Genomic DNA, 12,669 nt, shown 5'->3' with positions numbered 1-12,669 from the left:
TCTTTCTAGAGCCGAGCCCACGCTCGGCTGCTCTCCAAGAGATCTCCAGCCGAGCATCAGCTCGGCTCAACCTTCCATCTCCCTCCGACACCAGAAACCGCCTTTGCTTTCGCCGTCCGCTCCGCCTCATGAACCTGTCGAGGCCGGGGTGGTGTGGGCTGGCAGGGGTGTCAGCGGCATGGATGCCGCTGCCAAGTCCCCATGGATGGGTTCACGACGTCCCCTGCCAGCCCACACCGCCCCGGCCCACCCACAGCATCACAAGGCGCCAGCGCTTTGGCTCTGACTCTGGCTGTTGCTGTTGCCCTACGCCTCTGCCTGCCGCAGGCATCAGCCCTCCCACCACCCGCACCCGATACAATGGCCGTCTGCCGTACCCCGGCATCCCGTCCCCGAGCCAAAGAGTTGCCCATGTCCATCGTCCGCATGACCGACCTCGACCTCTCCGGCAAGCGCGTGCTGATCCGCCAGGATCTGAACGTGCCGATCGAGAATGGCCGCATCACTTCCGAACAGCGCATCACCGCTTCGCTGCCGACGCTCAAGCGCGCGCTGGAGCAGGGCGCGGCGGTGATGGTCACCTCGCACCTGGGGCGCCCGAAGGAAGGTGTGTGGAGCGAAGCCGATTCGCTGGCGCCGGTGGCCCAGCGCCTGTCCGAGCTGCTCGGTCGCGAGGTTCCGCTGGTGCGCGACTGGGTCGACGGCGTCGAGGTCCAGCCGGGCCAGCTGGTGCTGCTGGAAAACTGCCGCATGAACGTCGGCGAGGGCAAGGACGATGAAGCCCTGTCGAAGAAGTACGCCGCCCTGTGCGATGTGTTCGTGATGGACGCCTTCGGCACCGCGCACCGTGCGCAGGCCTCCACACACGGTGTCATCCGCTTCGCCCCGGTTGCTGCCGGTGGCCCGCTGCTGATGGCCGAACTGGACGCACTGGCGCAGGCGCTGGATGCACCGGCCAAGCCGCTGCTGGCCATCGTCGCCGGCAGCAAGGTCAGCACCAAGCTGGAACTGCTGGCCAACCTGGTCGGCAAGGTCGACCAGCTGATCGTCGGTGGTGGCATCGCCAACACCTTCATCGCTGCCGCCGGCTACAACGTCGGCAAGTCGCTGTACGAGCCGGACCTGCTGGACACCGCGAAGAAGATCGTGGCCGATGCCAAGGCGCGCGGCGCCGACATCCCGCTGCCGGTGGACGTGGTGACCGCCAAGCAGTTCATGCCCGACGCAGTCGCCGAGGTGAAGGCAGTCGACGCCGTTGCCGAAGATGATCTGATCCTGGACATCGGCCCGCAGACCGCGGCGCAGTACGCGCAGCTGATCGACAAGGCCGGTACCGTGGTCTGGAACGGCCCGGTCGGTGTGTTCGAGTTCGAGGCCTTCAGCAAGGGCACCGAAGCGCTGGCCCGCGCCATCGCCAGCTCCAGGGCGTTCTCCATCGCCGGTGGCGGCGACACCCTGGCGGCGGTCGACAAGTTCGATATCGCCCAGCAGGTCAGCTACATCTCCACCGGCGGCGGCGCGTTCCTGGAGTTCCTGGAGGGCAAGACCCTGCCGGCGGTGGCCGCACTCGACGCGCGCGGCGCATGAGTGCCGGGCACAGCAAGGATGTCCTGTTCTTCGACCTGGACGGCACGCTGATCGACTCGCAGGTGGGCATCACCGCCTGCATCGCCTATGCGCTGCAGAAGATGGACCATCCGGTGCCGCCGCAGGAGACGCTGCTGGGCTGGATCGGTCCTTCGCTGCGTACCACCTTCACGCCACTGTTCGTCGAACCAGCGCGGGTGGAGCAGGCGGTGGGCTATTACCGCGAGCGCTTCGATGCCGAAGGCTGGCGCGAACACACGGTGTACCCGCAGGTGGAAGACACCCTGCGCACGCTGCATGGCCGAGGCCACCGCCTGGCGGTGGTCACCGCCAAGAACGAGCCGCATGCGCGCCGCATCCTTGCGCACCTGCCGTTTGGCGGGCTGTTCGAGGAGATCGTCGGTTCGACCCTGGACGGCTCGCGCAGCCACAAGCCCGAGCTGGTCGGGGAGGCACTGCGCCGCCTGCAGCTGCAGCCCGCACAGTGCTGGATGATCGGCGACCGCCGCATGGACATCGAGGGCGCACGCCACCACGGCCTGCGCAGCGTGGGCGTGCTGTGGGGCTTTGGCGGTGAGGCCGAACTGACCGAAGCCGGTGCGGGCCAGCTGGCTCGCGAGCCGGCACAGCTGACGACGCTGTTGGCCTAGCCGCCCTTGCCTGTAGAGCTGGCCCCACGCTCGGCTGATTGCGGCCCACGGTGCAGCCGGGCATGGCCCGGCTCTACAGAACACCCTGCGCCAGCGTATGTCCGGGTGATGTCCGTTCCATGACCCGCGAAGTCAGGCAGCACAAGGCTGTAACCGTATACATGCGGCGTGAAGGATGTGCTAATTTCCGTTCTTTATCGGGAGAGGCCCATTCACCATGTTCGAGCGTCAGCGTCGCACCAAGATCCTTGCCACCCTCGGTCCGGCCACTGATCCGCCGGGCGTGCTGGAGGATCTGTTCCGCGCCGGCGTCAACGTGGTGCGCCTCAACTTCAGCCATGGTGACCCGTCCGGCCAGGCCAAGCGTGCCGCCGAAGTGCGTGCCGCCGCCGCCCGCGTCGGCGTGGAAGTGGGCATCTTGGCCGACCTGCCGGGCCCGAAGATCCGCATCGAGCGCTTCGCAGAAGGCAAGGTGCAGCTGAAGGCGGGCAACCGCTTCGACCTGATCGCCAGCACCGGCGCCGGCCCGGGTGATGCCACCCAGGTGGGTGTGAGCTACCTCGGCCTGCCGCAGGACGTGGGTCCGGGCGACGTCCTGCTGCTCGACGACGGCCTGATGCAGCTGCAGGTGGTGGAGGTGCAGGGCGAACGCATCATCAATACCGTACTGAACGACGGTGTGCTGTCCGACCGCAAGGGCCTGAACAAGCAGGGCGGCGGCCTCTCGCTGGGCGCGCTGACCGAGCGCGACAAGGAACTGATCGGCATCGTCGCCAAGATCGGTGTCGACTTCATCGCCGTGTCGTTCTGCCGCAACGCGCAGGACATGAACGATGCGCGTGACATCGCCCGCTCGCATGGCTGTGATGCTGCACTGGTATCGAAGATCGAGCGCACCGAGGCCATCGAGAACCTGGAAGAAATCGTCGAGGCCAGCGACGTGGTGATGGTCGCCCGTGGCGACCTTGGCGTGGAGATCGGCGATGCCGAACTGCCGGGCCTGCAGAAGAAGATCATCAAGGCCTCGCTGGCACAGAACAAGGTGGTGATCACCGCCACGCAGATGCTGCAGTCGATGGTGGAAAGCCCGATTCCGACCCGTGCCGAAGTGCTGGACGTGGCCAACTCGGTCATCGACGGCACCGATGCGGTGATGCTGTCGGCCGAGACCGCTGCAGGTGCCTGGCCGGTCAAGGCGGTCGAAGCAATGGCGCGCATCTGCCTGGGGGCCGAGCGCCAGTTCCAGACCGAGACCGACTTCAACGCTTCGCCGCGCAACCTCGAGCGTGCCGACCAGGCCATTGCCATGGCCACCATGTTCCTGTCCCAGCACGTGGGCGTGCGCGCGATCGTGGCAATGACCGAGTCCGGTGGCACCGCGCGTTACCTGTCGCGTTTCCGCGCCAAGGCGCCGGTGTTCGCGGTGACCCGCCATGACGGCGCGCGCCGGCAGATGGCGCTGATGCGCGATGTGTTCCCGATCAACTTCGACAGCCGCGGCCTGACCCCGCGCGAAGCCGCGCGCGGCAGCATCCGCCTGCTGGTGGAAGCCGAACTGCTGCAGGCCGGCGACCGCGTCGTGTTCACCAGCGGCGAGCACATGGAAACCCACGGTGCCACCAATACCCTGCGCCTGCTGGAAGTGGGTGAAGACGGCCGTGCCATTGGGCTGGGCGATCTGTAAACCCAGTCGGCCTTGGATCGGAGCCGCTGCGCGCATCCGACCCGGGGTCAGATCCCCAAAGGGGCTCTGACCCCATGCCGCAGGACATCCCTTGTCCTGCGCGGACATTGGAATCGTTTCCATCCTGGCCTCGACACCGGGGCAACGGGCAGCGGGGCTATACTTACGTTTTTCCCGCACCCGCCACAGGAAATACATGAGCATCGAACAGCTGGCCGAAACCGCCCAGGCCATGGTCGCCCCGGGCAAGGGCATCATCGCGATCGACGAATCCACCGCTACCATCGCCAAGCGTTTCGCCGGCGTCGGTATCGAGAACACCGAGGAGAACCGTCGTGCCTACCGCGAGCTGCTGCTGACCACGCCGAAGCTCAACGAGCACATTTCCGGCGCCATCCTGTACGACGAAACCATCCGCCAGTCGACCAGGGACGGCGTGCCGTTCGCCAAGTACATGGCCGACCACGGCATGATTCCGGGCATCAAGGTGGACAAGGGTGCGCACCCGCTGGCCGGCTGCCCGGGCGAGCTGGTCACCGAAGGCCTGGACGGCCTGCGCGAGCGCCTGCAGGAGTACTACAAGCTGGGTGCGCGCTTCGCCAAGTGGCGTGCGGTCATCAACATCGGCGAGAGCATTCCGTCGGGCACCTGCATCGAGTCCAACGCCCATGCGCTGGCCCGTTATGCCGCCCTGTGCCAGGAATGCGGCCTGGTGCCGATGGTCGAGCCGGAAGTGATCATGGACGGCGACCACGACATCGAGACCTGCTACGAAGTCACCGAAGCCACCCTGCGTTCGCTGTTCGACGCGCTGTACCAGCAGAACGTGCTGCTGGAAGGCACCATCCTGAAGGCGTCCATGGTCATCTCCGGCAAGAACTGCGATGAGCAGGCCGACGTCGAGGAAGTGGCCGAGTCGACCGTGATGTGCCTGAAGAGCACCGTGCCGGCCATCCTGCCGGGCGTGGTGTTCCTGTCCGGTGGCCAGAGCGACGAGCAGTCCACCGAGCACCTGAACGCGATGAACCAGCTGGGCAACCTGCCGTGGCCGCTGAGCTTCTCCTACGGCCGCGCCATGCAGCAGGCCGCGCTGAAGCTGTGGGCCAAGGACATGAAGGGCAACTACGCAGCCGCCCAGAAGACCGTGTACGAGCGTGCCAAGGACAACGGCCTGGCTGCGCTGGGCAAGTGGAACGGCTGATCCGTCCCATCGCTGGATGAACAAGGCAGCGCCGGCATCACGCCGGCGTTTGCTTTTGCGGGTATCTTTTCCGCCCCCGCGTGCCCGGCCGGTACGCGGGAACCACATGGAAGGCCAAGGAGAAACAACATGCGTTTGGCAGCAATCACACTGGCCGTAGCCACGGTCCTGGTCGCCGGCGGGTGCAACCGTATCGGCGGCGGCGCAGAGGCAGGCAAGGCCGCGTCGCTCGATTTCGACAAGCCGGTGTCCGGCGAGATCACCTCGCGCAGCGGCATCAACTTCAATGATGGCAGCCATCACCAGCTCTACCAGATCAAGCTGGAAGACAAGGATCTGGTCGGCCTGAAACTTACTGGTGCCCTCAGCGGCTCGATCGCCGTGTTCAACAACGGCAGTCTTGTTTCCACCAGCAACACCGGTTACGAACGCGAAGGCGACGTCTCGCTGGCGTTCCGTGCCAATGGCGGCGGCACCTACCAGGTGGCGGTCAATGCCGATGGCCCGACCGCCTTTGGTCCGTATCGCCTGCGAGCCGAGAAGCTGAAACCTTACGACGGCAAGCCGTTGGCGGGCAGTGGCGAAATCGTGGACATGCTGGCCAGTGATTCGCAGGACTACACCTTGCAGGTGGACAAGGCCGGCCTGTACGAAATCCGCCTGGTGTCGGATGTCTTCGATCCGGTGCTGAAGCTGTCGGGCCAGGGCGTTGAAGCCGAAAACGACGATGGCAACGACAGCACCAACTCGCGGCTGACCCTGTCGCTGAAGCCGGGCAAGTACACCCTGACCGCGCGCGGCCTCGGCAGCGGTGTCAATGGCATGTTCACCCTGTCTGCCTCCCGCATCGAACTGCCGGGGAATCTGGTCGAGCGCGATGGCACCGCCCTGCCGAAGTCGGGCAGCGTGTACACCATGCTGGACAACGAAGGCCGTCGCCGCTTCCTGCTGACCCTGGACCGGCCGGCCGACGTGCGCCTGGACGCGATTTCCAGCCAGGTCGATACCGTGCTGCGCGTGGTCGGTGGCGATGTCGAGCTGACCGACGACGACGGTGGCAACGGTACCAACTCGCGCCTGGAAGAGACTCTGCCGGCCGGTCATTACACCGTCGACGTGTCCAGCCTGAACAATGGCGCAGGCATGGTCGAGGTGCGCGTGCAGGTGGAAGGAGCCAGCGCCGAGGGTGCTGCCGCATCGGCTGCACGTGCCGCTGCCGACGCTGCAGCCGCCGTGGCCGATGACGCCGCTGCGGTGGAAGCTGCCAGTCGTTGAGCGTGATCCACGCCATGCGTGGATGACATCAACGATGCAACTGAGAAGGCCGGGCAATGCCCGGCCTTTTCCTTTCCGCGCTGCGTTGCGATTCAATGCGCGGCGGCAAAACCCGCGTCACCCAGGGGCGGCAGCATCGACCCGCGCGGTTCGCTGTCGGCGCTTTGCCCGGCGGCACTCAACGCCTGCTGGTAGGCCTTGGCCGTAGCGGTATTGAACGCCACCAGCACGATGCGCATCGGTTGCGCATGGCTGCGCTGCCAGGCCAGTGTTTCGGTCACTGCGATCTGCGCGGCCTGGTACAGCGGATAGCCGTATACGCCGCAGCTGATGGCTGGGAATGCGATCGACTGCACGCCCAGCGATTCGGCCAGCTGCAGCGACTTCCAGTAGCAGTTGGCGAGCAACGCCGGTTCATCGCGCTGGCCGTCGTGCCAGACCGGGCCCACCGTGTGCAGTACGTAGCGTGCAGGCAAAGCGTAAGCACTGGTGGCGCGCACTTCGCCGGTCGGGCAACGTACGCCCGGGCGCAGCTCCGGCAGCTGCCCGCATTCGGCCAGCAACGCGGGCCCGGCCGCACGATGGATCGCGCCGTCGACACCGCCACCACCGAGCAGCGTTTCATTGGCCGCGTTGACGATCGCATCCACCGCCAGGGTCGTGATGTCGCCCTGCCAAACTTCGATCTTCATGCGTCCGTCTCCTGCCTGTGAGGTGATCCGCGCAGCGTCTGCGCCGGCTGTTCCCACGGTAGGGGACAGGGCATCGATACTGCGTCATGACCGTCTCACGCGCTGCGATCCGACGGCCTTCACGCACGATGGCGGGCGACGCCTTCATGCAGGCTGAAGCAGAAGGGGGTCGGAGCCCTTTCCCTGCGGAAAAGGGATCCGACCCTGGGCATGTAACAGGATGGGGTCAGATCCTTTTCCGGATGGAAGAGGCTCTGAGCCCGGGTGTCACGGCAGGCCGGCCAGCCAGTCGTCGTCGGAACCCTCGTTCACGTCGGCAAACAGCGGCGTGGAGAAGTAGCGTTCACCGGTGTCCGGCAGCATCGCCAGGATCACTGAACCCGGTTCGGCACGTGCGGCCACGTCCAGTGCGCTGGCCACGGTAGCGCCGGCGGAGATGCCGACGAAGATGCCTTCCTCGGCGGCCAGTCGGCGCGCGGTGGCGATCGCGCGGTCATCTTCCACCGTCAGCAGTTCATCCACCACATCACGGTTGAGCACGTCGGGCACGAAGTCCGGGGTCCAGCCCTGGATCTTGTGCGGCTTCCAGTCATCGCCCTTCAGCAGTGCGGCGCCGGCTGGCTCGGTGGCGATGATGCGGGTCTGCGGACGCGCGACCTTCAGCACTTCGCCCACGCCGGTGAGCGTGCCGCCCGTGCCCCAGCCGCTGACGAAGTAGTCCAGCCGCTTGCCGGCGAAGTCGCGCAGGATCTCGGCGGCGGTGGTGTTGCGGTGATACGCCGGATTGGCCGGGTTGGCGAACTGGCTGGCCAGGAACCAGCCGTGCTGCTCGGCCAGTTCGCGCGCCTTGCGCACCATGCCGCTGCCGCGTTCGGCGGCCGGGGTCAGGATCACCTTGGCGCCATAGGCGCGCATCAGCTTGCGGCGCTCCACCGAGAAGGTCTCGACCATGGTCGCCACGAACTTGTAGCCGCGCGCGGCGGCGACCATCGCCAGCGCCACGCCGGTGTTGCCAGAAGTGGCTTCGACGATGGTGTCGCCCGGCTTGAGCAGGCCACGTGCTTCGGCGTCGAGGATGATCGCCAGCGCCAGGCGGTCCTTGACCGAGCCGCCCGGGTTGAACGACTCGACCTTGGCGTAGACGCTGACCTGCGGCGGCGCCAGGCGCTGCAGCTTGACGATGGGGGTGTTGCCGACGGTATCGAGGATGGAGTCGTACAGGGCCATGGAAGCGCTCCGGAAACAGGGCCGCGCCGGACGCCGGCGGGCAGAAGGGGAGGGCTGGCTGTTCAGGCCAGCGGCTGCCGGCTGACCGTAGCGCCGGCATATGACGCCCGGAAATGACCAGATACCTTTCTTAAACAACCTTTGGTTATAAGCTGGTGACGGCAATTGACCCTAGAGTGGACCTCCGCCCCACGCCGCCCGCCTCCCATGACGCTGACCCAGCTGCGCTACCTGGTCGCCATCGCCGACGCCGAGCTGAACATCACGCTGGCCGCCTCGCGCGTGCACGCCACCCAGCCCGGCCTGTCCAAGCAGCTCAAGCAGCTGGAAGACGAGCTCGGCTTCCTGTTGTTCGTGCGCAAGGGCCGCAGCCTGGAGTCGGTCACCCCGGCCGGTACCGAGGTGATCGCCCGCGCCCGCGCGGTGCTGGCCGAGGCCAACAACATCCGCACCTACGCGGCCAACCAGCGCCGCGAGAGCCAGGGCCAGCTGATCCTGACCACCACCCACACGCAGGCGCGCTTCGTGCTGCCGCCGGCGGTGGCAGCGATCAAGCAGGCCTATCCCCAGGTGAGCGTGCACCTGCAGCAGGCCGGTGAAACCGACGCGCTGGACCGCTTGAACCAGGGTGACGCGGATATCGCGATCATCAGCACCGCCGGCAGTGAGCCCACCGATGGCATCGCGGTGCCGCTGTTCCGCTGGCGACGCCTGGTGGTGGTACCCAAGGGGCACCCGCTGGACCGCGCCGGCCGCGCACCGGACCTGGCCGCGTTGGCCCGGCAGCCGCTGATCAGCTACGAATCCTCGACCCGCCCGAATTCCTCGTTGCAGCGCGCCTTCGCTGCAAACGGCCTGGCGCCGGACCTGGCGCTGACCGCGCTCGATGCGGACCTGATCAAGACCTATGTGCGTACCGGTCTGGGCGTAGGCCTGCTGGCCGAGATGGCGGTCAGTTCCAGCGACGAAGACCTGCGCTCGTGGCCGGCGCCGGACCCGATCAGCGAGTGCATTGCCTGGGCGGTGTTGCCGCGCGACCGGGTGCTGCGCGATTACGCGCTGGAGCTGGTGCACGTGCTGGCACCGCAGATTGATCCGCGCGATCTGCGCAGGGTGCTGGATGGCAACCAGGCCGCCGCCTGGCCGGTGCCGCCGACGTGGGAGTCATTGACCCAGACCATCACGGTGTGAGGGGGGGCGAGCAGGGCTTGCAGCCCTGCACCCGCCGAATCAATGGCAACAGCCGAAGCAACAGCTGGCTTCCGTTGGGGGCGGGGCGGTGTGGGCAGGCAGGACACGCCGTAAACCCATCCTTGGGGGCTCGATGGCGCCATCCATGGCGCCAACGGTCCTGCCTGCCCACACCGCCACACCTCTGACAGATCCCGATGGCTGCTGGTAGGTGTCGACCTTGGTCGACACGATAGTTCCACGCCATGCGTGGATGCTTTTCGATTCCAGTTCGAAATATTCGATTCCGATTGAGATTCATCCACGCATGGCGTGGATCTACTGCAGATCGCAGAGATCTGTCGAAGGCGGGGTGGGTCCGGTTGCGGGAGTGTCCGCGGCATGGATGCCGCGGCCAAGCCCCCAAGGATGGGTTTACGGCGTCTCCCGCAACCGGACCCACCCCGCCTACCCACAGGAAGCCCGCTTTTGCTTCGGCTGTTGCTGTTGCTCCAGCTCGCAGCGGGTGCAGGGCGCAGCCCTGCCGATAAACCCCCTCCTGCGACGGTTCGTCGCACGGGCAACCCTGGACCCGCCTCTACACTAGCGGGGTGACCCGCCTGCCCCGCCCGCAGCGTCTTCTGCTCCAGCTCGCCATCCTGGCGACGCTGCTGATGGTGCTTGCGCCGCTGGTCAGCCGCGCGCTGCAGGCGCCGCCGATGGACCACACCGCAATGGCGGGCATGGACCACGCCGCCATGGGTCACGACATGCATGACATGGCCATGGCCGGGCACGATCAGCACGGCGCCGCGCCGGCAGCGCCTGACCGCCCGGCCGATCCCCACGCCATGCATGGCGAAGCCTGCGAATACTGCGTACTGGCCATGCGCCTGCTGCCATGGCTGGCGGTGCTGGTGCTGCTGTTGCCGCTGCTGTGGCGGCCGCGCCTGGTGTTCCCGTGGTCGCAACGGGTGCTGCCCGCACCGCACTGGCCCGCACATGCCGCACGTGGGCCACCGCGCGTCTCCATCGTCCGCTGATATCCCCGTGAATCTGCCGCACGACGCGCCTGACCGGGCGCCGTGCGCGCGTGCGTACCTTGGAGCTGTTCCGATGAAAATGACTTCCCGCCCCGCGGGCGCCTGCGCGCGTCTGCCGGTTGCCCTTGGCCTGGCCGTGGCCGCGTCACTGGCCCACGCTGCGCCCGCCGACGAGGCGCGTACCCTCGATACGATGGTGGTCACCGCCGCCGCACCGTCCTCGCCGCTGCACTGGGTGACCGACCCACGCCTGCCGCGGCAGCCGGTGCCGGCCAGTGATGGTGCCGATTACCTGAAAACCGTTCCCGGCTTCTCTGCCATCCGCAATGGCGGCACCAACGGCGACCCGGTGCTGCGCGGCATGTTCGGTTCGCGCCTGAACATCCTCAGCAACGACGGCAACCTGATCGGTGCCTGCCCGTCGCGCATGGACAATCCGCTGTCCTACATCGCGCCGGAAAGCTTCGACCGGTTGACCATCATCAAGGGCCCGCAGAGCGTGCGCTGGGGCGCAGGTGCCTCGGCCGGTACCGTGCGCTTCGAGCGCGACACGCCGCGCTTCGATGAACCCGGCCTGCGTGCCGATGCCAGTGCGCTGGTCGGCTCGCGCAACCGCAATGACCAGGTACTGGACCTGACCCTGGGCAATCCGACCGGCTATGTACGCGCCAGCGGCAACCGCTCCGAGGCCGATGACTACAAGGACGGCCACGGTGACGTGGTGCCGTCGAAGTGGCGCAAGTGGAATGGCGACGTGGCCATCGGCTGGACGCCGGATGCCGACACGCTGCTGGAGATTTCCGCCGGTGCCGGCGATGCCATCGCGCGTTACGCCGGGCGCGGCATGGACGGTGCCGCGTTCGAACGCACCAGCTATGCCGCGCGCTTCGAAAAACGAAATCTGCCCGGTGCGTGGGACACGTTGCAGGCCAACGTGTACTACAACGAAGCCGACCACGTGATGGACAACTACACGCTGCGCACGCCGAATCCCAACAGCATGATGCCGATGCCGATGGCGTCGAACGTGGACCGCCGTACCCAGGGCGGCCGGGTCAGTTCCGAGTGGCACTGGCAGGACGTGCAACTGGTGGCGGGTGTGGACGGCGAAGACAGCCGCCATCGTGGCCGCATGGGCATGGGCCGCGACACCTACCGCCAGGCCGCCTGGGGGACCGATGCCCACTTCCGCCGCTATGGCGTGTTCACCGAGTTGACCCTCGGCGCCGGCACCGATCAGCGTTGGATCAGCGGCCTGCGCATCGACCGCGCCAGCGTCCGAGATGAGCGGCAATCGATCCGCGGAATGATGGGGAACAGGCCCAATCCGACTGCGGGCCAGCGCCGCAAGGACTGGCTCGGCAGCGGCTTCCTGCGCTACGAGCAGGATCTGGCCGACGGCCTGACCTGGTACGCCGGGCTCGGCCACAGTGAACGCATGCCCGACTACTGGGAGCTGTTCTCGCCCAACCATGGCCCGGCCGGCGCAGTGAACGCGTTCACCGGCGTGCAGCCCGAACGCACCACCCAGCTCGACGTCGGCCTGCAGTACAAGGGACCGCGCGTGCAGGCGTGGGTTTCGGCGTACGCCGGGCAGATCCAGGACTACATCCTGTTCACGTACCACGGCAGCGGCATGATGGGCATGAGCCAGGCCCGCAATGTCGACGCGCGCATCGCCGGTGCCGAGGCGGGGCTGGAGGTAAGCGTGGCCGAGCAGTGGAAACTGGGGGGCACGCTGGCCTATGCCTGGGGCGAGAACCGCGACCAGCAGCGTCCGCTGCCGCAGATGCCGCCGCTGGAAACGCGCCTGAGTGCGAACTGGGAAGGCCAGCGCTGGAGCGCCGGGGCACTGCTGCGTGCGGTGATCCACCAGCATCGTGTCGCAAATGGCCAAGGCAATGTCGTTGCGCAGGACCTGGGGCCGAGTGCCGGTTTCGCCACGTTCGCGCTCAACGCCGCGTACCGTTTCAGTTCGCAGCTGCAGCTCAGCGCGGGCGTCGACAACCTGTTCGACCGCGCCTACAGCGAGCACCTGAACCTGGCCGGCAGTGCCGACTTCGGCTTCCCGGCCGACCCGGTGCGCATCAACGAGCCCGGGCGCAGCTTGTGGATGAAGGTGAACTACCGGTACTGATCC

Annotated in this window: 10 protein-coding genes; 8 read left to right on the top strand and 2 right to left on the bottom strand. The window is 67.0% G+C overall.

Annotated features, from left to right (window positions below; all coding sequences use genetic code 11):
* Positions 1-411: 411 nt before the first annotated feature.
* The 5 genes from H4O10_RS16035 (at position 412) to H4O10_RS16015 (ending at position 6,397) form a co-directional block, all read left to right on the top strand.
* A complete protein-coding gene (locus tag H4O10_RS16035) occupies positions 412-1,587 on the top strand; it encodes a phosphoglycerate kinase (protein WP_012481128.1) in 1,176 nt (391 codons plus the stop codon).
* The gene (locus H4O10_RS16030) at positions 1,584-2,237 is read left to right on the top strand and encodes an HAD hydrolase-like protein (RefSeq protein WP_012481127.1); all 654 of its coding nucleotides are present in this window, start codon (positions 1,584-1,586) and stop codon (positions 2,235-2,237) included. The genes H4O10_RS16035 and H4O10_RS16030 overlap by 4 nt, the downstream gene beginning before the upstream one ends.
* Before the next feature lie 217 nt (positions 2,238-2,454).
* Entirely contained in the window at positions 2,455-3,921 is a 1,467-nt protein-coding gene (gene pyk / locus H4O10_RS16025) for a pyruvate kinase (RefSeq protein WP_049453301.1), read from the top strand.
* Between the two features lie 196 nt (positions 3,922-4,117).
* Positions 4,118-5,122: a class I fructose-bisphosphate aldolase gene (locus tag H4O10_RS16020; RefSeq protein ID WP_005410832.1), complete on the top strand. Its 1,005-nt coding sequence runs from the start codon at positions 4,118-4,120 to the stop codon at positions 5,120-5,122.
* Positions 5,123-5,251: 129 nt separating this feature from the next.
* Positions 5,252-6,397 (top strand): hypothetical protein, encoded by a 1,146-nt coding sequence (locus H4O10_RS16015; RefSeq protein ID WP_033834920.1) that lies wholly within the window; start codon positions 5,252-5,254, stop codon positions 6,395-6,397.
* 92 nt (positions 6,398-6,489) lie between these two features.
* Here the strand turns inward: H4O10_RS16015 and H4O10_RS16010 are convergent, their stop codons facing one another.
* Positions 6,490-7,089, bottom strand: coding sequence for an O-acetyl-ADP-ribose deacetylase (locus H4O10_RS16010; protein WP_049404060.1), 600 nt, complete (start codon positions 7,087-7,089; stop codon positions 6,490-6,492).
* Positions 7,090-7,356: 267 nt separating this feature from the next.
* Positions 7,357-8,316 carry a cysteine synthase A gene (gene cysK / locus H4O10_RS16005; protein WP_005410829.1) on the bottom strand — a complete coding sequence of 320 codons (960 nt, stop codon included), beginning with the start codon at positions 8,314-8,316 and terminating at the stop codon, positions 7,357-7,359.
* Between the two features lie 207 nt (positions 8,317-8,523).
* Here cysK and H4O10_RS16000 point away from each other — a divergent pair, with 207 nt between their 5' ends.
* From H4O10_RS16000 to H4O10_RS15990, 3 genes are all read left to right on the top strand, one after another.
* The gene (locus H4O10_RS16000) at positions 8,524-9,507 is read left to right on the top strand and encodes a LysR family transcriptional regulator (RefSeq protein ID WP_005410828.1); all 984 of its coding nucleotides are present in this window, start codon (positions 8,524-8,526) and stop codon (positions 9,505-9,507) included.
* A gap of 590 nt (positions 9,508-10,097) precedes the next feature.
* On the top strand, positions 10,098-10,529 hold the full coding sequence (locus tag H4O10_RS15995; protein ID WP_049452122.1) for a DUF2946 domain-containing protein: 432 nt from the start codon (positions 10,098-10,100) through the stop codon (positions 10,527-10,529).
* Between the two features lie 73 nt (positions 10,530-10,602).
* On the top strand, positions 10,603-12,666 hold the full coding sequence (locus H4O10_RS15990; RefSeq protein ID WP_049452123.1) for a TonB-dependent copper receptor: 2,064 nt from the start codon (positions 10,603-10,605) through the stop codon (positions 12,664-12,666).
* Positions 12,667-12,669 lie beyond the last annotated feature (3 nt).

Source organism: Stenotrophomonas sp. I18B00994, from assembly GCF_014145825.1.
Classification (GTDB): Bacteria; Pseudomonadota; Gammaproteobacteria; order Xanthomonadales; family Xanthomonadaceae; genus Stenotrophomonas; species Stenotrophomonas maltophilia.
Note: the sequence above shows the minus strand (reverse complement) of the source record. Positions and strands in the feature narration are given on the sequence as shown.

What these genes read in the sequence shown, in the direction of transcription:
- H4O10_RS16035 (WP_012481128.1), top strand. Translation starts at nt 412, where the DNA reads ATGTCCATCGTCCGCATGACCGACCTCGACCTCTCCGGCAAGCGCGTG.
- H4O10_RS16030 (WP_012481127.1), top strand. Translation starts at nt 1,584, where the DNA reads ATGAGTGCCGGGCACAGCAAGGATGTCCTGTTCTTCGACCTGGACGGC.
- pyk (WP_049453301.1), top strand. Translation starts at nt 2,455, where the DNA reads ATGTTCGAGCGTCAGCGTCGCACCAAGATCCTTGCCACCCTCGGTCCG.
- H4O10_RS16020 (WP_005410832.1), top strand. Translation starts at nt 4,118, where the DNA reads ATGAGCATCGAACAGCTGGCCGAAACCGCCCAGGCCATGGTCGCCCCG.
- H4O10_RS16015 (WP_033834920.1), top strand. Translation starts at nt 5,252, where the DNA reads ATGCGTTTGGCAGCAATCACACTGGCCGTAGCCACGGTCCTGGTCGCC.
- H4O10_RS16010 (WP_049404060.1), bottom strand. Translation starts at nt 7,089, where the DNA reads ATGAAGATCGAAGTTTGGCAGGGCGACATCACGACCCTGGCGGTGGAT.
- cysK (WP_005410829.1), bottom strand. Translation starts at nt 8,316, where the DNA reads ATGGCCCTGTACGACTCCATCCTCGATACCGTCGGCAACACCCCCATC.
- H4O10_RS16000 (WP_005410828.1), top strand. Translation starts at nt 8,524, where the DNA reads ATGACGCTGACCCAGCTGCGCTACCTGGTCGCCATCGCCGACGCCGAG.
- H4O10_RS15990 (WP_049452123.1), top strand. Translation starts at nt 10,603, where the DNA reads ATGAAAATGACTTCCCGCCCCGCGGGCGCCTGCGCGCGTCTGCCGGTT.